Genomic DNA, 21,260 nt, shown 5'->3' with positions numbered 1-21,260 from the left:
GGAAAGGCATAGTGCAGACAATGCTTAGGAGAAATTCATGAGGAAATTTGCCGCTATGGCCGCATTGTCGGTCTCCGCTCTTGGACTTTCCACGGCTGCATCGTTTGCCGACTACACATTGAACATCCTGCACATCAACGACTGGCACAGCCGCATCGAATCCAACAACAAATACGAATCGACCTGCTCCGCCGAGGAAGAAGGCAAGAACGAGTGCATCGGCGGCGCGGCGCGGCTGTTGACGGCAATCAATCAGGAACGCGACAAGCTGAACGGCCAGAATGTTCTTCTGCTGAACGGCGGCGACAATTTCCAGGGCTCGCTGTTCTACACGACCTACAAGGGAGCGGTGGAAGCGGAATTCCTCAACCAGATGAAGTTCGACGCCATGACCGTGGGCAACCACGAATTCGATGACGGCGAAGATGCATTGGCTCCCTTCCTCGACGTGATCCAGTTCCCAGTCCTGTCGGCGAACGTGCAGGCCAGCGCGGCTTCAAAGGTGGGCGACCGCATCAAGCCGTCCATCGTGCTGGAGGTCGGCGGGCAGAAAATCGGCATTGTCGGCGCGGTCACGACAGATACGCCCGAAATCGCTTCGCCCGGCCCGAACATCACCATCGAGGACGACATCGCGACCATCACCGCAGAGGTGAAGAAGCTTGAGGCCGAAGGCGTCAACAAGATCATCGCGCTGACCCATGTCGGATATCCGCGCGACAAGGAATTGATCGCCAAGATCCCCGGCGTGGATGTGGTCGTGGGCGGCCATTCGCATTCGCTGCTGTCGAACACCGACGCAAAGGCGGAAGGCCCCTACCCGACGATGATCGACAACCCCGGAGGCTACAAGGTGCCGGTCACGCAGGCCGCTTCCTACTCCAAATATCTCGGCGAGTTTCAGGTGGTCTTTGACGACAATGGCGTTGTCAAGGAAGCCAAGGGCGACCCGATCTTTCTCGACAGCAGCATCAAGCCGGATGAAGGCGTGCTGAAGCGCGTGGCCGAGCTTGGCGCGCCCATCGAGGCGTTGAAGCAGAAAGAAGTGTCGGAAACCACCGCGCCCATCGACGGCAGCCGCGACAATTGCCGCGCGCGCGAGTGCGAGATGGGCGACATGGTTTCGGACGCCATCCTCGACCGCGTCAAGGATCAGGGCGTCACGATCGTGTTCCAGAACGGCGGCGGGCTGCGCTCCTCGATCGATGCGGGTATCGTCACCATGGGTGAAGTGCTGACCGTGCTTCCCTTCCAGAACACGCTTGCGACCTTCCAACTCACCGGCAAGGACATTGTCGCGTCGCTTGAAGGCGGCGTGAGCGAAATCGAGGAAGGCAAGGGCAAGTTCCCGCAAGTCGCCGGCCTCAAATACAGCTTCGACAAATCGGTGAAGGCCAATGAAGGCCGCATCAAATCGGTCGAAGTTCAGGAAAACGGCGCGTGGGTCCCAATCGATCCGGCCAAGACCTATCTGGTCGCAACCAACAATTATGTGCGACAGGGCGGCGACGGCTACAAGCTCTTTGCCGACAACGCCACCAACGCCTATGACTATGGGCCGGGTCTTGAACAGGTAGTTGCCGACTATCTCGCCAAGAACCGTCCCTACACGCCGAAGCTTGACGGACGCATCACGGAAATCGGTGCGACGACGACCGCCCAGGCCGAGCCCGCACCTGCCCCTGCCCCGGCCGAACCTGCCGTTCCGCAGCCGCCGGCAGCCGCGAACGAAATCGCCAACACACCGCCGACCATCGCCGCCGAACCGGCACCCGCCGCCGAGACCCCCGCGCCGGCAGCCGAAGCACCGGCTCCGGCAGCCGCTTCCGGCGGTACGCAGGAGCACGTCATCATGCGCGGCGACAATTTCTGGAAGCTGGCGGAAAAATTCTACGGCGACGGCGAGAAGTGGCATGTGTTGCAGGATGCCAATCCCGGTTTCAAGCCTAAGTTCCTGCCGATTGGCGAGACAATGAAGGTGCCCGCGGCCAACTGATCGCAGTCGCGTCAGCGCATCCCCCTTGGCTGCCGGGTGCGGCCAAGGGTGCACTTGCGGCCAGCCCGCGCGCGGTGCACAAGCACCGCATGACCAATGCCAGCCCGACAAACCATCGCCCAGCCGGTCATCCACCTGTGCCGGCTCGCAAAATCGGCATATTGCTCGTCAATCTCGGAACGCCCGACGGCACCGACTACTGGTCGATGCGACGCTACCTGCGCGAGTTTCTTTCCGATCCCAGAGTGATCGAACTGCCGAAAATCCAATGGTATCCGATCCTCTATGGACCGGTGCTGCTCAAGCGGCCAAAGACATCCGGCGAAAACTACAAGAAGATCTGGAACACCGAGCTGAATGAATCCCCGCTGCGGACGATCACGCGCGCGCAGGGCGACAAGCTGGCCGAGGCATTCCGAGAGGAGCCTCGCGTGTTGGTGGATTGGGCGATGCGCTACGGCAATCCCTCGACGGCCAGCGTCGTGGAGCGCATGGTGAGCCAGGGCGTCGACCGCCTGCTCTGCGTTCCCCTCTATCCGCAATATTCCGCGAGCACGACGGCGACGGCCAATGATGCGCTGTTCATGGCGCTGATGAAAATGCGCGTACAACCCGCCATACGCACGCTGCCGCCGTATTATGACGAGCCTGACTATATCGACGCGCTGGCGACCTCGATCCAGCGGCACCTCGCCACGCTCGACTTCGAGCCGGAAGTGGTCATCGCATCCTATCACGGCCTGCCGAAGCGGTATTTCGAGAAGGGCGACCCCTATCACTGCCATTGCCAGAAAACCTCACGGCTGCTGCGCGAGAAACTCGGCTGGGACGAGAAAAAGCTGATGACATGCTTTCAATCGCGCTTCGGTCGCGAGGAATGGCTCCAGCCCTATTGCGACAAGACGGTCGAGCGACTGGCAAAGGAAGGGGTCAAGTCGATCGCCATCGTCAATCCGGGCTTTTCCGCCGATTGCATTGAAACGCTGGAGGAAATCGCTGGAGAAGTCTGTGAAATCTTCCTCCACAATGGTGGGGCCAATTTCTCCCATATCCCCTGCCTGAACGACAGCGCCGAGGGCATGACGGTCATAGAAACGCTGGTGCGCCGCGAACTGAAAGGATGGCTCGACGCCTGAGCGAGATTTTTTTGAGAGATTGTAAGGGGTTCGAAAGATACTTAAGTGATCTATGATGATGTAGGATCGGACCTGTTCGAGGGAGGCCCATATGTTCGGTGGCTTGGACGTCATTATCATCGCATTGGCGATTCTCGTATTCGCCCTGCTGCTGGCCGGCATCAAGACCGTGCCGCAAGGCTATAACTATACCGTCGAGCGCTTCGGGCGCTACACCAAGACGCTCGCTCCCGGCCTCAACCTGATCCTGCCCTTCATCGATCGCATCGGCGCGAAGATGAACATGATGGAACAGGTGCTCGACGTTCCGACGCAGGAAGTCATCACCAAGGACAACGCAATCGTGTCCGTCGACGGCGTTGCATTTTATCAGGTGCTCAACGCACCGCAGGCGGCTTATCAGGTCGCGGGATTGCAGAATGCTATCTTGAATCTGACCATGACCAACATCCGCACAGTGATGGGTTCCATGGACCTCGACGAGCTCTTGTCCAACCGCGACGCGATCAACGAGCGCCTGCTGCGCGTCGTTGACGAGGCCGCGCATCCGTGGGGCATCAAGGTCACGCGGGTCGAGATCAAGGACATCAATCCACCCGCCAACCTTGTCGAATCGATGGCCCGGCAGATGATGGCGGAACGCAACAAGCGCGCGCAGATCCTTGAGGCCGAGGGCCTGAAACAGGCACAGGTGCTGGAGGCCGAAGGTCGCAGGGAAGCGGCGTTTCGCGATGCCGAGGCCCGCGAGCGCGCGGCGGAAGCCGAAGCCCGCGCCACGCAGGTGGTTTCCGAGGCAATCGCGAAAGGCGATGTGCAGGCGATCAACTATTTCGTCGCCCAGAAATACACCGAGGCGCTGGCGCGCATCGGCTCGGCGAACAACAACAAGATCGTGCTGATGCCGATCGAAGCCTCTTCACTGATCGGCTCGCTCGGCGGCATCGGGGCGATTGCGCGGGAAGTGTTCGGCGACCAGCCGCAGCAGCCCGGCCCGCGCGGTCCGCGACCGCCGCGCATCGTTCCCGACCAGAACTGACGAGGTGCGAACATGATCGCGCGCATCGCCGAAGAACTTGGCCCCTGGAACTGGATGGTCGTGGGAGTCATCCTGCTGACGCTGGAAATTCTCGTGCCCGGCGTTTTCCTTCTATGGATCGGCATTGCCGCCCTGATCGTCGGTGCGATTTCACTGGCGCTGTGGGACGCTGGCTTCTGGACATGGCATGTCCAGATGCTGCTGTTTCTCGCTCTTTCGCTGGTGTCGGCCTATATCGGCAAGCGCATCATGGCTTCGCGCGAAGCACAGTCGGACCAGCCCTTGCTCAACCGGCGCGGCGACCAGCTCATCGGACGGCTCGCGACCCTTGTCGAACCCATCGAGAACGGACGCGGGCGCGTGCGTCTTGGCGACACGATGTGGCGCGTTTCCGGCCCGGACCTTCCGGCGGGCGCCAAGGTGCGCATCGTCAGCGCATCCGACACCGATCTTGAACTGACTGTGGAAGCCGCCTGATTTTCAGGCCGCGCCGATGCGCAGAAGGTCGTGGAAGTGGACGATGCCGACAGGCTTGTCGCCTTCCATGACGACAAGCGCGCCGATCTTGTTTTCGTTCAGATAGGCGATGGCCGCGCCCGCGGACATTTCTGGGCTTGCGGTCTTCGGGTGGCGCGTCATCACCTCCTCGACCGCGATGTCCTTGAGATTGCGGTGAAGGTTGCGCGCCACATCGCCATCCGTGATGATCCCGGCAAGGCTGCCCGCCTCGTCGAGCACGCACACGCACCCGACCTTCTTGTTGGACAGCACCATAACCGCTTCTGGCATCTTCGTGCCGAGCGGCACCACGGGCATGTCGCTACCGCTGCGCATGATCTCGCGCAGATGGGTCAAGGTTGCGCCAAGCTTTCCGCCTGGGTGAAAATCCCTGAAATTGTCGGGCGTAAAGCCCCGCGCTTCCAGAAGTGCAATCGCCAACGCGTCGCCGAGAACAAGCTGCATCAAGGTCGAAGTCGTGGGAGCAAGCCCGTGCGGACAGGCCTCGTCTGCCTTCGGCAGAAGGAGCACGACATCGGCCTCCCGCGCCAGCGATGACGCGCTCTGCGACGTCATCGCAATGAGCGGGATCGAGAATCGACGCGAATAGGCGACGATGCCGCGCAACTCGGTGCTCTCCCCGGACCACGACATCGCCAGTATCACATCACTGCGCGCGATCATGCCGAGATCGCCGTGATTGGCTTCCGCCGGATGGACGAAAAAGGCGGGCGTTCCTGTGGACGCAAGGGTTGCCGCGATCTTCGCGCCGATATGCCCGCTCTTGCCGACGCCGGTCACGATCACCCTGCCCTCGCCCGCCTTCAACAATTCGACCGCATTGGCAAAGGGAGCTGCAAGACCGTCCTGAAGCGCCTCGGCCAATGCATCCACACCCGCCCGCTCCGTCTCGACGGTGCGGATGGCGCAGGCGATGGCTGCGGAGCGGTCGATGGGGTGGCGGTCAGGCATGGCGCAAGCGCTTATCCTGTCACGTTATTTCTGTCCACTCCCGTACGCGGCGAGCGGATATTTCTAACCCTCCATTAACCATGCCTGTTTACCGTTCGGTAAGCTTGGTGCAGCCGCGCCGGGCATGGTTTTATTGGAATATCCATTCGTGCCGAAGGTCCCGGTCCAATTTGCACCTGCGCGGTGGCGGATGTCTCTGCCACTGGCGGTACTTGCGCTGGGTCTCGGCATGTCGGTCGCGTCCGCGCAGGATGTTGTGGACCTGCGTGGCAGCATCGACAACGCAGCGGAAACGCCCGACGCAGCGCAGGAACCGCCGCCCAGACCGTCTCCGGCTCCGGCCCGGGAAACCGGTCCGGTCACGCCGACATCTGCGCGACAGGAGGTGCAGCCACGGACATTGCGTGTCCAGCCGCTGACCAGCGGCGCCGTTCCGCTGCGCCAAATTGAAGACGACCCGTTCGCTCCGGCCGGTCTGCGCGCCGGAAGCTTCATCATTCGCCCGAGTGTCGAAACGGGTATCCTCGCCACATCCAACGCGACGTCGAGCCCCGACGGGGACGACGCCATCGTTTCCCAGAGCACATTGCGCCTGAACGCCGTTTCGGACCGGGACATCGACCAGGCGGAGTTCAACGCTTTCGGCACGTTTGAGAAATCGCTGGCCGGGGAAGAACTCAACCAGAAAGAAGCAGGCATCGACGCAACGCTCGTGCGCGAACTCGCCGGCGACTACAGGCTGCGCGGTTTCGCAGCCTATGCGATACGCCCGGAATCCTTCGATTCGCCGGTCGAAATCGTCGGCGCGGTCGACCAGCCCATCCAGCAATCGCTGATCGGCAGCGCAGAACTGCTGAGGGATGCGGGGAAGCTGAGACTGGGCCTGGGCGGAGACATCGACAGGGAGTGGTACGGCGACGCCGAGCTTCCCGACGGAACGAGCGTGTCGCAGAAGGACCGCGACAACACGCTTGCGACGGCGCGGCTGCGCGCGGGCTATGCGATCTCACCCGCGCTGACACCTTTCGCGGAATTGCGGGGCGGGCGACGCGACTATGACGAGCGGTTGGATGCGGCGGGCTATGTACGTTCCGCGGACCACATCGAGGGCAGGATCGGGCTGGCGTTCGACAGGGGAGAAAAGTTCCGGGGTGAGTTTGCGGCGGGCTATGTCCGCGAAAATCTCGACGATGAAAGGCTCGACCCCATCGAGGGACTGAGCGTCAATGCGAATATCGACTGGTCGCCGGTACGCGACACCAATGTGAACCTGCTCGGAACGACCGAGGTCGAAGGCACAACGACGCCCGGTCTCAGCGGTTCGATCCTGTATTCCAGCCTGCTGACCGTCGAGCGTCGGATGCGCTCAAACCTTACCGCCAGCCTCGCCGCCGGGATCGGCTATCGGGACTATCAGCCCGGCAGCGACCACGACATGATCTACACCGCCGAGCTTGCCGCAACCTGGTGGCTGAACCGCTATCTGGGCCTGACCGCAGAGGCGCGACACGAAAACGTGAACAGCACGATCGAGGGGCGCGATTCCAGCACGAACAGCATCTATTTGGGCATAAAGGCGCAGCGATAGTGGTAATTTTGCCGAAATTCGCCGTCAAAAGCGCGAATGATGGTGTCCGGCGTTCATGTTTTGCTGGCACGGCCATGTATGGTAAACGGAATGCTTACCAGTACGAGCGATGTTTGTTCTTCAGGGTTTCGGATGGAGAATGAAATGATCGTGCACAAGCTGATGCGCCGCGCAAGCGGCCTCGCGCTTGCGTCCATGCTGTCGCTCTCGATTGCGGGCGCAGTGCCTGCCTTTGCCGATGCAGGCTTCCAGAACTGGGTGGCGGGATTTCGCAAGACGGCTGCCGAGGCAGGGATCTCGCGCGCCACCTATGACCGCGCTTTTCGGGGTGTGACCGACATCGACCCCGAAGTGTTGGAGAAAGCGCGCTATCAGCCAGAGTTCACCGCGCCGGTCTGGGACTATTTCGACAATCGCGTGCATGAAGAATCCATCGCCAATGGCCGCGCCATGGCGAAGAAATGGAAGCCTTGGCTGGACAGGATCGAATCCCGCTACGGCGTGGATCGCTACGTGCTGCTCGCTATCTGGTCGATGGAATCGAATTACGGCGAAATCCTCAAGAATCCGGCTGCCATGCGCAATGTGGTGCGCTCGCTCTCCACGCTTGCCTATGCCGACCCGCGGCGCGCCAAATTCGCACGCACGCAGTTGATCGCGGCATTGAAGATCCTCCAGCGGGGCGACATCGATGAAAGCCATCTGACCGGCTCCTGGGCGGGCGCGATGGGCCACACCCAGTTCATTCCGACAAGCTATCAGAGCTATGCCGTGGATATGGACGGCAATGGACGCCGCGACATCTGGAATTCAGTACCGGATGCGTTGGCAACCGCCGCCAATCTCCTGCACAAGAACGGCTGGCAATCGGGAAAGACCTGGGGCTATGAAGTCGTGTTGCCGCCCGGGAAGCTGCCCGCAGGCACGTTGAGCCTTGCACAGTGGCAAAAGCTCGGCGTGACGCGCGCGAACGGCAAGCCATTCCGCAACACGTCCGACAAGGCGACGCTCAAGGTGCCCGACGGACGCGGCGGCCCCGCCTTCCTGATGCTCAAGAATTTCTCGGTCATCAAGCGCTACAACAATGCGGACAAATATGCGCTTGCCGTTGGCCTTCTTGCAGATCAGATTGCGGGCTACGGCCAGCTCGCGCAGGACTGGCAGCGGCCTTTCACCAAGCTCAGCTTCGTGGAAAAACAGGAATTGCAGAAGCGGCTTTCCGAGCACGGTTATTATGACGGCAAGTTCGACGGACGCATCGGCCAAGGGTCGCGTGACGCGATCAAGGCTTTCCAGGCGCAGATCGGCATGCAGCAGGATGGCCATCCGAGCATGGAAGTCCTAAAATATCTGCGCAGCAGGTAGCGAGGAGCCCGGGTTGCAGCCATCGATAAAACTGCGTTGTGCCGTTGCGACCTGTGTGACGGCGGCGGTTCTGGCCGGCACGCTTGTCGATGCCGGAATTTCGACCGCGTCGGCGCAGGAATTGCTGCGCAGGCCATGGAGCCTGTTCGACATTTTCAGGCCGAAGCCCCGTCGTTACTACATCATTCCCGAGCAACAGCCGCGCGGGGCGAAGCGCCCGAAAAAGAAAAGCCGGACGGCAACGGGAGATACCCCCGCCGAGCCGCAGGTCGAAATCGTCGAGAAGAAGCCGGACGCAAGGTCGGTCCTCGTCGTCGGCGACTTCCTCGCGGGCGGTCTGGCAGAGGGCCTGCAGGCACAATTCGCGCAGGACGCCACGGTTCGCGTCCTCGACCTTTCCAAGGGGTCGTCCGGCTTTGTTCGCCAGGATTATTTCAACTGGAACACCGAGCTTCCGGCTATGCTGGATGCGGAAAAACCCGCCGCCGTCATCGTCATGATGGGATCGAACGACCGCCAGCAGATGAAGGTGAACAACGTAAGCGAGGCCGTGCGCTCCGAAAACTGGCTGAAGGAATACAGGGCGCGCGTCGGTGCGCTCGCTGACATGCTCGAGGAAAGGAAGGTCCCCTATCTCTGGATGGGCATGCCTTCGTTCAAGACCGGCAAGATGACCTCGGACATGCTCGCTTTCAATGATCTCTATCGCGCTGCCGCGCTCGCAAACAAGGGTGAGTTCATCGATATCTGGGACGGCTTTGCCGACGAGCAGGGCTCTTATGTCCAGACCGGACCCGACGTGAACGGCCAGCCCGTCAAGTTGCGGGCAAGCGACGGCATCAACATGACCCGGCAGGGCAAGGCGAAACTCGCCTTCTATGCGGATAAGCCGCTGCGAAAGCTGCTTGGGCTTGGCGCGCCGGGATCGGGCCTGCCTGCGGAAAACCTGCCGGAGGCGGGACCCATCGGGCCAACGGAACTGCCCGACCGAACCCCGCCCATGTCGCTCAACGATCCGGAGATGGACGGCGGCACCGAATTGCTGGGCGCACAGCCCGCACCAGTTCCGACACGGGGCACGCAACAGGCAAAGCCGCTGGCGCTGCCGCAGCCGATACCGGGCCGCGCGGACGATTTCTCATGGCTGCGCCGCCAGCAGGAACTGGTTCCGTCGGTCCAGATCGAAACGACCACCGCGATCCGGCGGTAGCGCGCGACGGCGGGAGCGGAACGCGGTGGCCAACAAAAAAAGGGCCCCGGACATGCCGGGGGCCTTTTCTAATCCAGGAACAAATGGACCGAAAGCTTACTGCTTGGTCGCCTTGGCTTCGATCTGCCGGGCTTTCGAATCGCCTGCGCCGATGTCGATCTTGCGAGGTTTCAACTCCTCGGGAATGTTCCGCTGGAGATCGATATGCAGCAGGCCGTTCTTGAGAGCGGCACCGTTCACCTCGACATGATCGGCAAGCTGGAAGCGGCGCTCGAACGAACGCGAGGCGATGCCGCGATACAGGATCTCGGAGCCTTCGCCGCTCGTCTCGGTGGCGCGCTCGCCCTTGACGGTCAGCACATTGCGATGGGCCTCAATCGAAATCTCGTCTTCCGAGAAGCCGGCCACCGCCATGGAGATCCGGTAGGAATTCTCACCGGTGCGCTCGATATTGTAGGGAGGATAGGTCTGGCCGCCTTCCGGGGTCGCCAGCGTATCAAGCATGTTGAACAGCCGGTCAAATCCAACGGTTGAACGATAAAGCGGCGAAAAATCAACGTGACGCATGGTTTGGTTCTCCTTTGAGCAACGATTCTTGCGTTGTGATCGCGTCCGAAACCCGTTCTGGCGTTCCGAGGGATCAGCGGCCCCGTCCAATGGCGACCGCATGAGTGATCTGGGTTTGCCGAACCGCGATTTCAAGAGGTCTTCGCCGCGACTCCGCGAAGATGAACGCCAGATGAACGACGCCTTACGACGCCATTCAGGAAAGTTCAGCCAGATTGCGTACGACTCATGCGTTGGCGTGCGGGGCTTGGGGTGCGCGCTGCGATGGGCCGGTTCCGGGCGTAACGTCCCTTCCTTCCGGAACCGCAACAGACCGGAGACGCCTGAAAACGTCTCCGGTCTTTTCTTTCAGGCTTAGCCATTCATGAGGATAAGACCTAAAATTTACCGATATGCAGCAATCGTCGCCTAGGGTCAGAACCTGCGGCATATCGAAGGTCACATGAGAGATTTTCTGCTCGAAATCGCCGGCAATGAGATTCCGGAAGCGGCCCATTCCGGCTTCATCGTTGCACGGGGCAACAAGCGCCTGCGCTATGCCCTTTTTGCAGCGGGCGGGAGGCCCGTGAAAGGCACCGTGCTTGTGCTCACCGGGCGCAACGAGCCGATCGAGAAATATTTCGAAACGGTCCGCTCGCTGTCAAAACGCGGCTTCGGTGCGGCGATATTCGACTGGCGCGGACAAGGTCTTTCCGACCGGGAATTGACGGACCCGCTGCGCGGCCATGTCGACGATTTCGACCTCTATGCGGAGGACCTCGACAGCTTTTTCCGCGAAGTCGTCCTGCCCGATTGTCGTGGACCCTACTATGTTCTCGCCCATTCGACAGGCGCGCTCATCGCGTTGCGCGCGGCCCCCGCTCTCAACAACCGCATCGAGCGGATGGTGCTTCTGGCGCCATTGCTCCAGCTCGGAAGCCTGTCGGTTTCCGCCGGTTCGATTCGCCGCCTGGCGTCAGTATTGAAGCTTGCAGGATTTGGGAATTTCTATGCGACGGGCGGACGATGGAAGCCCACCCCTTTCGAACGCAACAACGTGACGTCCGATCCTGAACGATACGAGCGGAACGTTCGGCTTTTCACCACCCATCCGAGACTGTCGCTCGGCGGACCGACAATCACCTGGATGCATGCCGCAGCCGATGCCGCGCGCCTCGTCAGCGATCCGGACTACACCGCCCGCCTGCATATCCCGACATTGTTTGTCGCAGCAGGAGCCGACGTGGTCGTGTCGAGCCGCGCCATAGAGCAATATGCGCGCCGCCTTCGCTCGGGCTATTGCGTGACCATTGACGGTGCACGCCACGAAATCCTGCAGGAGCGCGACTACTACCTCGAACAATTCTGGGCCGCGTTCGACGCCTACATACCCGGATCTGCTTCCTGACAATCCCACACACTCACAAGTTTGCTTCCAGACACCCCGGCGCGACATTTTGTTTCGACAAAGGCGCGCTGACTTTTCGAATCCTTCTTGTGCGCGGCCTGCTTTTCTGACATAGAAAGATAGGACAGTATTGCTGTCTTATTTATCTTATTCACCTGCCGGATTGAAGCGTTTGCGCGATCCGGTTTTTGGTGTGGGTCGCATTGGCGGGCCGGACTGTTGGCCCTAAGATCGGATTTGACGCCTGACGGGGCCGAAACGGAGGGAAGGACGATGACGGACATGACGCCATCTGCAGTGACAGAGCCGAGGCTCGCCGCGCAGACGAATGCGGCGACCGTCAAAAACACCAACCTTCCCGGCCTGCCCGCCAAACAAGGGCTCTATGATCCGCGCAACGAGCATGACGCCTGCGGCGTGGGTTTCATCGCGCAGATGAAGGGAATCAAGTCGCACCAGATCGTCAAGGACGGGCTGTTCATGCTCGAAAACCTAACGCATCGCGGCGCGGTGGGCGCCGATCCGCTGGTCGGCGACGGCGCGGGCGTGCTCGTGCAGATTCCCGACCGCTTTTTCCGCGAGGAGATGGCAAAGCAGGGTGTCGAACTGCCGCCACTCGGCCAGTATGGCGTGGGTCACTGGTTCATGCCGCAGGACGCGGCGACGCGCGAGCACATAGACGACATCATCCGCGAGAGCGTGAACTCCGAAGGGCTTACGCTTCTCGGTTTTCGCGATGTGCCGGTAGACAACGCCTCCCTGTCGAAAGCGCCGGAAATCGTCGCATCGGAGCCGTTCCACAGGCAGGTTTTCATCGGCAGGTCGCCCGAAATCGTCGACGACGAGGAATATGAAGCGCGCCTCTATATCCTGCGCAAGGTGATTTCCGGTCGGATTTATGCCGAGAACGACAACAAGGACATCGGCGCATATTGCGTGTCGCTGTCCTCGCGCACCATCGTCTACAAGGGCATGTTCCTCGCCTATCAGGTGGGCGCCTACTACAAGGACCTCAGCGATCCACGCTTTGAATCGGCGCTGATCCTGGTGCACCAGCGTTTTTCGACGAACACCTTCCCCTCATGGAAGCTGGCGCACCCCTACCGCATGCTTGCCCACAATGGCGAGATCAACACCGTGCGCGGCAACAACAACTGGATGGCCGCGCGGCAGGCGTCCGTCGATTCGGATTTGTTCGGCAACGACATCTCCAAGATCTGGCCGATTTCCTATGAGGGGCAGTCGGACACAGCCTGCTTCGACAATGCGCTCGAATTCCTGTTCCAGGGCGGCTACAGGTTGAGCCACGCCATGATGATGCTCGTCCCGGAAGCCTGGGCGGGCAACAAGTCGATGGATGAGGACCGCAAGGCATTCTACGAATACCATGCCGCGCTCATGGAGCCTTGGGACGGTCCAGCGGCGCTCTGCTTCACGGATGGCCGCCAGATCGGCGCGACGCTCGACCGCAACGGGCTTCGCCCTGCGCGCTACATCGTCACCGACGACGACCGCGTGATCCTTGCTTCCGAGGCAGGCGTGCTGCCGGTTGAGGAAAAGCACATCGTTACCAAGTGGCGGCTGCAACCTGGCAAGATGCTGCTGATCGACCTCGTCAAGGGACGCATCATCTCCGACGAGGAAATCAAGTCGGAAATCGCGCACAAGCATCCCTACAAGGAGTGGCTGGCGCGCACGCAGCTCATTCTCGAGGATTTGAAGCCCGTCGAGCCCCGCGCGCTGCGCAAGGATGTGTCGCTGCTCGATCGCCAGCAGGCCTTTGGCTACACGCAGGAAGACCTCAAGCTGCTTATGGCACCGATGGCCGTGACGGGCCAGGAAGCCGTGGGTTCCATGGGCACCGACACGCCGATCTCGGCCATGTCGGACAAGTCCAAGCTGCTGTACACCTACTTCAAGCAGAATTTCGCGCAGGTGACGAACCCGCCCATCGACCCGATCCGCGAGGAATTGGTGATGAGCCTCGTCTCCTTCATCGGCCCGCGCCCCAACATCCTCGACCTGATCGGCACGTCGAGGCGCAAAAGGCTTGAGGTGCGTCAGCCGATCCTTACCAATGCGGACCTCGAAAAAATCCGTTCCATCGGCCATACGGAAGAAAGCTTCGACACCAAGACCATCGATATCACCTATGCGGCCACCGAGGGCGCGGAGGGCATGGCGGGTGCGGTCGAGCGCCTCTGCGAGCGTGCCGAGGCGGCTGTGGCGGGTCGCTACAACATCATCATCCTGTCGGACAGGCAGGTGGGGCCGGATCGCATCGCCATCCCTGCCCTGCTGGCGACCGCAGCCGTGCACCATCATCTTGTCCGCAAGGGTCTGCGCACATCCGTCGGGCTGGTGGTAGAATCAGGCGAGCCGCGCGAAGTGCATCATTTCTGCTGCCTCGCGGGATACGGCGCCGAAGCGATCAACCCCTATCTTGCCTTCGACACGCTGCTCGATATGCACAAGCGCGGCGAGATGCCCGCCGAGGTCGACCCCTACGAGGTTGTGTCGCGCTACATCAAGTCCATCGGCAAGGGCATATTGAAGGTCATGTCCAAGATGGGCATCTCGACCTACCAGTCCTATTGCGGCGCGCAGATCTTCGATGCCGTCGGCCTGTCCACGCCATTCGTGGATGAATATTTCACCGGCACGACCACGACGATCGAAGGCGTGGGCCTGAACGAAGTGGCGGCGGAAACGGCCTCGCGCCACACCGACGCCTTCGGCGACGATCCCGTGCTGGCCAGCAGCCTCGAAGTCGGAGGCGAATACATGTTCCGCATGCGCGGCGAGGCGCATATGTGGTCGCCCGATGCCGTGGCCACCTTGCAGCACGCCGTACGCAAGGGATCGTGGGAAACCTACCAGCAATATTCGAAGCAGATCGACAGTTCGAGCGCGCGCGCGCAGACCGTGCGCGGCCTTTTCAGGATCAGGATGGCCGAGGAAACCGGACGCAAGCCGGTGCCCCTGGACGAGGTGATGCGCGCGGCGGACATCGTGCGGCGCTTCTCCACAGGTGCAATGTCGTTCGGCTCTATCAGCCGCGAGGCCCACACCACGCTGGCAATTGCGATGAACCGGATCGGCGGGAAGTCGAACACAGGAGAAGGTGGCGAGGAACCCGACCGCTATTTCCCCCTGCCCGACGGCAAGCCAAACCCCGAACGCTCGGCGATCAAGCAGGTGGCATCGGGCCGTTTCGGCGTGACCACGGAATATCTGGTCAACTCAGACATGATCCAGATCAAGGTGGCGCAGGGCGCAAAGCCCGGCGAAGGCGGCCAGTTGCCCGGCCACAAGGTGGACGCGACGATTGCCAAGACGCGGCATTCCACGCCCGGCGTCGGACTGATTTCGCCTCCGCCGCACCATGACATCTATTCGATCGAGGATTTGGCGCAGCTCATCTTCGACCTGAAGAACGTCAACCCGGCGTCGGACATTTCGGTCAAGCTGGTGTCTGAAGTGGGAGTCGGCACGGTTGCGGCGGGGGTTGCCAAGGCGCGCGCCGACCATATCACCATTTCCGGCTACGATGGCGGGACCGGCGCATCGCCGCTCACCTCGCTGAAGCATGCCGGTTCGCCGTGGGAAATGGGACTGGCGGAAACGCACCAGACGCTCGTGCTCAACGGCTTGCGCTCGCGCGTGGCCTTGCAGGTCGACGGCGGGTTGCGCACAGGCCGCGACGTCGTCATCGGAGCGCTGCTCGGTGCGGACGAGTTCGGCTTTTCGACCGCGCCGTTGATCGCGGCGGGCTGCATCATGATGCGCAAGTGCCATCTCAACACCTGCCCGGTGGGCGTGGCAACGCAGGATCCGGTCCTGCGCAAGCGCTTCAAGGGCGCGCCCGAGCACGTCATCAACTTCTTCTTCTATGTGGCGGAGGAAGTGCGCGCACTGCTGGCGGCGATGGGCTTCCGGCACATGGATGAGGTTGTTGGCGACACCGATCTTCTGGAAAAGCGCGACCTCATCAACCACTGGAAGGCCAAAGGCCTCGATTTTTCGAAGCTGTTCTACAAGCCGGACGTGCCCACGGAAGAAACGCACTGGACCAAGCGCCAGAAGCACCCGATCGACGACGTGCTCGACCGCAAACTGATCGAGCTTGCGAAGCCGGCGCTGGACGCGCGCCAGCCGGTCGAGATCGATGTCGGCATCAGGAATGTGGACCGCTCGGCGGGCGCGATGCTTTCCGGCGAAGTGGCCCGCCGCTTCAAGCACAAGGGGCTGCGCGAGGACACCATCTCGGTGAAGCTGCGCGGCACTGCCGGGCAATCGTTCGGCGCATTCCTGGCGCGCGGGGTGACCTTCGAACTGATCGGGGACGGCAACGACTATGTCGCCAAGGGTCTTTCGGGCGGCAAGATCATCATCCGTCCTGCGGACGATGCAAGGATCGTGGCCGAGGATTCGATCATTGTCGGCAACACCGTGCTCTATGGCGCGACCGAGGGCGAATGCTATTTCCGAGGCGTCGCGGGCGAGCGCTTCGCCGTTCGCAACTCCGGTGCGGCAGCTGTCGTGGAAGGCGTCGGCGATCACGGCTGCGAATACATGACGGGCGGCATCGTCGTCGTGCTCGGCAAGACTGGCCGCAATTTCGCGGCGGGCATGTCCGGTGGCGTTGCCTATGTGCTCGACGAGGAAGGCGATTTTGCAACCCGCTGCAACATGGCGATGGTCGAGCTGGAGCCCGTGCCGGAAGAGGACGCGCTGCTGGAGCGACTGCATCACCATGGCGGCGACATCGACTTCAAGGGACGCGTGGACGTGTCCGGTGATATGACCATCCATGACGAGGAGAGATTGCACCAGCTTATCTCAAACCATGTACATTATACCGGCTCGACCAAGGCAAAGACGATCCTTGAAAACTGGTCGGAATACCGACCAAGGTTCCGCAAGATCATGCCGGTCGAATACAAACGCGCACTGGAAGAAATGGCGCGGATGCGCATGGGCGTCGCTGCGGAATAAATCCGCTTCCGATCATACGAAATCCAGGGCGTGAGCAAGAACTCCGTCCAAGAGAACTGGGACTGACATGGGCAAGGTAACAGGTTTCCTTGAGATCGACCGGCAGGTGCACAAGTACCAGCCCGCATCGGATCGCATCAGGCATTTTCGCGAGTTCACGCTTCCGATGTCCGACAAGGAGGTTGAGAAACAGGCTGCCCGCTGCATGGATTGCGGCATTCCGTTCTGCCATGGGCCGACGGGTTGCCCGATCCACAACCAGATCCCCGACTGGAACGATCTCGTATACAATGGCGACTGGGAGCAGGCGATCCGCAACCTGCACTCGACCAACAATTTTCCCGAGTTCACCGGACGCATCTGCCCCGCGCCCTGCGAGGAAGCGTGCACCCTGAACCTCGAGGACATTCCGGTCGCCATCAAAACTGTCGAGCAGGCGCTTGCCGACAAGGCGTATGAAACCGGCTATGTGCGCCCCTACCCTGCGGAAAGAAAAACGGGAAAGAAGGTTGCAATCATCGGCTCCGGTCCTTCCGGAATGGCCGCCGCCCAGCAGCTTGGCCGGGCGGGGCACGACGTTCATGTCTACGAACGCGAAAGCCGTCCCGGCGGGCTGATGCGCTACGGGATTCCCGACTTCAAGATGGAAAAGCACTATATCGACCGACGCGTCGTGCAGATGTCCGGCGAGGGCGTGACCTTCCATTGCGGCGTCAATGTCGGTGTGGACAAGAAGGTCGAGGACCTTCTGGCCGAACATGACGCAGTGCTCTACTGCGGCGGGTCTGAAACACCTCGCCCCGCTGGCATTCCGGGCGCAGACCTGCATGGCGTGCATGACGCCATGCCCTATCTGGTTCAGCAGAACCGGCGCGTCGGGGGCGAAGACATCCAGTCTGTCGCCTGGCAGTCCGAACCCATAGTCGCGGGCGGCAAACATGTCGTCGTGGTTGGCGGCGGCGATACGGCGTCCGACTGCGTCGGAACGGCGTTCCGGCAGGGAGCGGTGCGTGTCACACAGCTCGACATCCGCCCGCAGCCGCCCGAAAAAGAAGACAAGCTGGCGGTCTGGCCCTACTGGGCGACAAAAATGCGCACCTCGTCTTCGCAGGCCGAAGGCGCGCAGCGCGAATTTCAGGTCGCTACGTTGGAATTCATCGGCGAGGACGGGGAACTGACCGGCGTGAAGTGCTGCGAGGTCGATGAAAAGCGCAAGCCTATCGCAGGCACCGAATTTGTGATCCGGGCCGATCTTGCCTTCATCGCCATCGGCTTTGCAGGTCCGATCCAGGGCGGCGTCACCGCCGAACTGGAGGGCAAGCTCGATATCGCCACGGACGCGCGACGTTCGCAGAATGTGTCGGCCAATGATCAGGACTATCGCACCAACATCGACCGCCTTTACGCGGCGGGCGACGTTCGGCGTGGTCAATCGCTGGTCGTCTGGGCGATCCGCGAAGGCCGCCAAGCGGCAGCAGCCATTGACGAGACGCTGATGGGATCGACGGTCCTGCCCCGCTAGCGCGGATTGGAGCACCGCAGCTTGACCGCACACGTTGCAATTTTTGGAAATCCGGCGCATGCAGTATAAGAATAATATAATGTTCTTATACTGGAGAAACCGGCTTGCGGACGATAAGAGCGCAGACCCGATATGGTGAGATGTTCGTCGCTGCTACGGACACCGACGTCGGTCGCAGCCTGGTAGAATATGGCGAGTGGTCGCAAAGCGAAATCACCCTGCTCGAACAGTTGATCCGACCCGGCGCGACCGCGCTGGATGTGGGCGCAAATGTCGGATATCACACGCTTGCACTGTCGAAAGCCGTAGGCCCCACGGGAAGGGTCGTATCATTCGAGCCTCAGCCCGGCATATTCCAGTTGCTCTCGGCCAATGTCGCCATCAACCAGCTCAGCAACGTCACCGCCCTTAATGTTGCTCTGGGTGAGAAGCGCGGCTTTGTGGACATCCCGCCATATACATATGAGAACCCCGGAAATTTTGGCGCTTTGCGGCTGCAAAAGATGCTCAGGGAAGAGAACGCGGAAATCGTCTACACACCAATCTCCGTTCAACGCCTGGATGATATCGCATTGGCGCAAAATGCGTCAGTGATAAAAATGGACGTGGAAGGAATGGAGCTTTCCATACTTCAGGGTGCGCCGAAACTGCTGAGTAAAAACAGACCCGCAATGTTGCTCGAAAATAACGACCGTGGCGAGAGTTCAGAAAAATTGCTGAACTTCCTCATGTCTATGGAATACGAGTGCTTTTGGCAGTACTCAAAGATCTATAGTCGAGAGAACTACAGACAGAACCCGATCAACAGGTTTGCCGAGTTCGGGAGCTTTAACAATCTTGCGATTCCGCGAGAATTTGTGGGCAGGGTTGAAGGGCTGCAAAAAGTGCAAAGCATATCTGAGCATCCTTCGGCGATTACTCTGCGGAGATAGAACCGGCGCGACCAACCATGCATCATTCGGCAGGATAACAAGGCCGCAATAGTCATTCATGGCTTGCGGCACCGCAGCCCCGCTACGTTCGTTGCAATTTTCTCGAATCGGGCGCAATAACTATGAGAATATTCTAATGTTTTCATACTGGAGGGACCGGCTTGCGGACGTTGAGAGCGCAGACCCGATACGGTGAGATGTTCGTCGCGGCATCAGACAACTATGTCGGGCGCTCCATCGTCGAATATGGCGAGTGGTCGCAAAGCGAAATACGCGTGCTGGAGCAGATCATTCAACCGGGAATGGTCGTTCTGGATATCGGCGCAAATGTTGGCTATCACACACTCGCCTTCTCAAAGGCGGTCGGGCCGACAGGACATGTGATCTCGTTTGAGCCGCAACCGGCAATATTCGAATTGCTCGCCGCCAACATTACGATCAACGAACTTGGCAATGTTAGAGCGTTGAACATGGCGCTCGGAGATACTCGCGGTTTGGTCGATATGCCGCAATTGGACTATGAGGTCTCCCAGAATTTTGGCGCATTCAGAGTGCGTGAGTTTCTTCGTGATGAAAAGGCGCCCATCTCATACACGCCCGTCACCTTGCTGAGACTCGATGACATCGCACCGGCTCGAAATGCTTCCGTACTGAAACTGGACGTGGAAGGTATGGAACTCGCCGTTTTGCGGGGTGGATCGGAACTCATTCAAAAAAGGCGCCCGGTTATCTTTGCCGAAAATCATTTGCCCGGAAATGACTCTGAGAAGCTACTCAGCTTCTTCGAAGAAATTAACTACGACTGCTATTGGCAAGTTTCCTCGTCCTTCGAAAAGAATAACTTTAATAAGAACAGCAACAACATTTTCGGCAACGAAAGTTGCGTGAACAACCTTGCCATTCCCCGCGAAGTCGCAAGCAACATAGCGGGAATGCGCAAGGTGAAGGATCCGACGGATCACCCTTACATTTGGAACGCGAAGTAGCCCAATTTCACGCGGGTGGGACAGATTGCGGCGCCGCGGCTCGACTACGCTCGTTGCAATTTTTCAGAATCGGGCTTACTGAAAATAAGGACAATCTAATATTATCGTACTGGAGAAACCGGCTTGCGGACGATAAGAGCGCAGACCCGATATGGCGACATGTTCGTCGCTGCCTCGGACAATTATGTCGGGCGCTCCATCGTCGAATACGGCGAGTGGTCGCAATACGAGATCGACTTGCTCGAAAAGATCATTCAACCTGGAATGGTCGTTTTGGATATCGGCGCAAATGTCGGCTACCACACGCTCGCAATGTCAAAAGCAGTCGGGCCAACAGGACATGTGATCTCGTTTGAACCTCAACCAGCCATATTCCAGTTGCTCGCCGCCAATATCGCCATCAACAACCTTAGCAATGTGACGGCGTTGAACATGGCACTTGGCGAGGCGCGCGGCCTGGTCGATATGCCTTCTTTTAACTACGATTCCCCACAGAATTTCGGAGCTCTCCGTCTCGAAAATCTCCTCAGACACGAACAAGCCTCGGTCACTCATACACCGATTGCGTTGCAACAACTCGACAGTATTCACCTAGCGCGAGATGCCTCGGTGATTAAGATGGATGTGGAGTGCATGGAGATATTTGTTCTGCGCGGGGCAATGAACTTGATCGGTAGGAACCGTCCGGTCATGCTTATTGAGAATAATGATCCGGGTACAGTTTCTGAAAATATTCTAAAATTACTACAAGAGATAGAATATGATTGCTATTGGCAGCTTTTCCCTTCGTACAACTCCGAGAACTACAATAAAAAAGAGATAAAGATATTTGAAGACTATATAAATCCGAATGTATTTTCAATTCCTACGGAAAGAAAAATGAAAGTGATTGGTCTCAAAAAGATCACGGATATATATGAGCACCCACGTGGAACATGGCACCACAATGAGGCCGGTGCCTGAGTTCCTGCGAAGCAAACTGACTCAACAATATCGCTTTTCCGCGCGAAGTCGCAAGCAACATAGCGGGAATGCGCAAGGTGCAGAGTCCGACGGATCATCCTTAC

General features: G+C 59.8%; 15 protein-coding genes. 13 read left to right on the top strand and 2 right to left on the bottom strand.

What is annotated here, in order from left to right; all coding sequences use genetic code 11:
* Positions 1-37 precede the first annotated feature (37 nt).
* From M9924_11660 to M9924_11645, 4 genes are all read left to right on the top strand, one after another.
* Positions 38-1,996: a 5'-nucleotidase C-terminal domain-containing protein gene (locus M9924_11660; protein ID MCO5065054.1), complete on the top strand. Its 1,959-nt coding sequence runs from the start codon at positions 38-40 to the stop codon at positions 1,994-1,996.
* 89 nt (positions 1,997-2,085) lie between these two features.
* Entirely contained in the window at positions 2,086-3,132 is a 1,047-nt protein-coding gene (gene hemH / locus M9924_11655; GenBank protein ID MCO5065053.1) for a ferrochelatase, read from the top strand.
* Positions 3,133-3,223: 91 nt separating this feature from the next.
* The gene (locus M9924_11650) at positions 3,224-4,168 is read left to right on the top strand and encodes an SPFH/Band 7/PHB domain protein (protein ID MCO5065052.1); all 945 of its coding nucleotides are present in this window, start codon (positions 3,224-3,226) and stop codon (positions 4,166-4,168) included.
* Positions 4,169-4,180: 12 nt separating this feature from the next.
* The gene (locus M9924_11645; GenBank protein MCO5065051.1) at positions 4,181-4,645 is read left to right on the top strand and encodes an NfeD family protein; all 465 of its coding nucleotides are present in this window, start codon (positions 4,181-4,183) and stop codon (positions 4,643-4,645) included.
* A 3-nt stretch (positions 4,646-4,648) separates the two neighbouring features.
* Here the strand turns inward: M9924_11645 and M9924_11640 are convergent, their stop codons facing one another.
* Positions 4,649-5,638: a KpsF/GutQ family sugar-phosphate isomerase gene (locus tag M9924_11640; GenBank protein ID MCO5065050.1), complete on the bottom strand. Its 990-nt coding sequence runs from the start codon at positions 5,636-5,638 to the stop codon at positions 4,649-4,651.
* A gap of 190 nt (positions 5,639-5,828) precedes the next feature.
* On the opposite strand from M9924_11640, the gene M9924_11635 reads away from it, so the two are divergent.
* The 3 genes from M9924_11635 to M9924_11625 all read left to right on the top strand — a co-directional run bounded on the left by M9924_11635 (position 5,829) and on the right by M9924_11625 (position 9,801).
* On the top strand, positions 5,829-7,226 hold the full coding sequence (locus M9924_11635; GenBank protein MCO5065049.1) for an outer membrane beta-barrel protein: 1,398 nt from the start codon (positions 5,829-5,831) through the stop codon (positions 7,224-7,226).
* Between the two features lie 144 nt (positions 7,227-7,370).
* Complete coding sequence (locus tag M9924_11630) at positions 7,371-8,591, top strand: lytic murein transglycosylase (protein ID MCO5065048.1); 1,221 nt, start codon at positions 7,371-7,373, stop codon at positions 8,589-8,591.
* Positions 8,592-8,604: 13 nt separating this feature from the next.
* Positions 8,605-9,801 (top strand): DUF459 domain-containing protein, encoded by a 1,197-nt coding sequence (locus tag M9924_11625; protein ID MCO5065047.1) that lies wholly within the window; start codon positions 8,605-8,607, stop codon positions 9,799-9,801.
* A gap of 96 nt (positions 9,802-9,897) precedes the next feature.
* On the opposite strand, the gene M9924_11620 is transcribed toward M9924_11625, so the two are convergent.
* A complete protein-coding gene (locus M9924_11620) occupies positions 9,898-10,368 on the bottom strand; it encodes an Hsp20 family protein (GenBank protein ID MCO5065046.1) in 471 nt (156 codons plus the stop codon).
* 442 nt (positions 10,369-10,810) lie between these two features.
* Between M9924_11620 and M9924_11615 the strand changes: the two genes are divergently transcribed.
* From M9924_11615 to M9924_11590, 6 genes are all read left to right on the top strand, one after another.
* Complete coding sequence (locus tag M9924_11615; protein MCO5065045.1) at positions 10,811-11,755, top strand: alpha/beta hydrolase; 945 nt, start codon at positions 10,811-10,813, stop codon at positions 11,753-11,755.
* A 273-nt stretch (positions 11,756-12,028) separates the two neighbouring features.
* Entirely contained in the window at positions 12,029-16,753 is a 4,725-nt protein-coding gene (gene gltB, locus M9924_11610; GenBank protein ID MCO5065044.1) for a glutamate synthase large subunit, read from the top strand.
* Between the two features lie 67 nt (positions 16,754-16,820).
* On the top strand, positions 16,821-18,275 hold the full coding sequence (locus M9924_11605; protein ID MCO5065043.1) for a glutamate synthase subunit beta: 1,455 nt from the start codon (positions 16,821-16,823) through the stop codon (positions 18,273-18,275).
* 140 nt (positions 18,276-18,415) lie between these two features.
* Complete coding sequence (locus M9924_11600; GenBank protein MCO5065042.1) at positions 18,416-19,207, top strand: FkbM family methyltransferase; 792 nt, start codon at positions 18,416-18,418, stop codon at positions 19,205-19,207.
* A gap of 197 nt (positions 19,208-19,404) precedes the next feature.
* Complete coding sequence (locus M9924_11595) at positions 19,405-20,193, top strand: FkbM family methyltransferase (GenBank protein ID MCO5065041.1); 789 nt, start codon at positions 19,405-19,407, stop codon at positions 20,191-20,193.
* A 159-nt stretch (positions 20,194-20,352) separates the two neighbouring features.
* Positions 20,353-21,156 carry an FkbM family methyltransferase gene (locus M9924_11590; protein ID MCO5065040.1) on the top strand — a complete coding sequence of 268 codons (804 nt, stop codon included), beginning with the start codon at positions 20,353-20,355 and terminating at the stop codon, positions 21,154-21,156.
* The last annotated feature ends 104 nt before the right edge of the window (positions 21,157-21,260 follow it).

It is taken from the genome of Rhizobiaceae bacterium (genome assembly GCA_023953835.1).
Classification (GTDB): Bacteria; Pseudomonadota; Alphaproteobacteria; order Rhizobiales; family Rhizobiaceae; genus Mesorhizobium_G.
This window is presented reverse-complemented; position numbering and strand designations above follow the sequence as displayed.

Bases quoted from the DNA above. Each gene is read 5' to 3' on its own strand.
- M9924_11590 (MCO5065040.1), top strand. From the start codon at position 20,353: ATGTTCGTCGCTGCCTCGGACAATTATGTCGGGCGCTCCATCGTCGAA.
- M9924_11605 (MCO5065043.1), top strand. From the start codon at position 16,821: ATGGGCAAGGTAACAGGTTTCCTTGAGATCGACCGGCAGGTGCACAAG.
- M9924_11620 (MCO5065046.1), bottom strand. From the start codon at position 10,368: ATGCGTCACGTTGATTTTTCGCCGCTTTATCGTTCAACCGTTGGATTT.
- hemH (MCO5065053.1), top strand. From the start codon at position 2,086: ATGACCAATGCCAGCCCGACAAACCATCGCCCAGCCGGTCATCCACCT.
- M9924_11640 (MCO5065050.1), bottom strand. From the start codon at position 5,638: ATGCCTGACCGCCACCCCATCGACCGCTCCGCAGCCATCGCCTGCGCC.
- gltB (MCO5065044.1), top strand. From the start codon at position 12,029: ATGACGGACATGACGCCATCTGCAGTGACAGAGCCGAGGCTCGCCGCG.
- M9924_11595 (MCO5065041.1), top strand. From the start codon at position 19,405: ATGTTCGTCGCGGCATCAGACAACTATGTCGGGCGCTCCATCGTCGAA.
- M9924_11645 (MCO5065051.1), top strand. From the start codon at position 4,181: ATGATCGCGCGCATCGCCGAAGAACTTGGCCCCTGGAACTGGATGGTC.
- M9924_11600 (MCO5065042.1), top strand. From the start codon at position 18,416: ATGTTCGTCGCTGCTACGGACACCGACGTCGGTCGCAGCCTGGTAGAA.
- M9924_11660 (MCO5065054.1), top strand. From the start codon at position 38: ATGAGGAAATTTGCCGCTATGGCCGCATTGTCGGTCTCCGCTCTTGGA.
- M9924_11630 (MCO5065048.1), top strand. From the start codon at position 7,371: ATGATCGTGCACAAGCTGATGCGCCGCGCAAGCGGCCTCGCGCTTGCG.
- M9924_11635 (MCO5065049.1), top strand. From the start codon at position 5,829: ATGTCTCTGCCACTGGCGGTACTTGCGCTGGGTCTCGGCATGTCGGTC.
- M9924_11650 (MCO5065052.1), top strand. From the start codon at position 3,224: ATGTTCGGTGGCTTGGACGTCATTATCATCGCATTGGCGATTCTCGTA.
- M9924_11615 (MCO5065045.1), top strand. From the start codon at position 10,811: ATGAGAGATTTTCTGCTCGAAATCGCCGGCAATGAGATTCCGGAAGCG.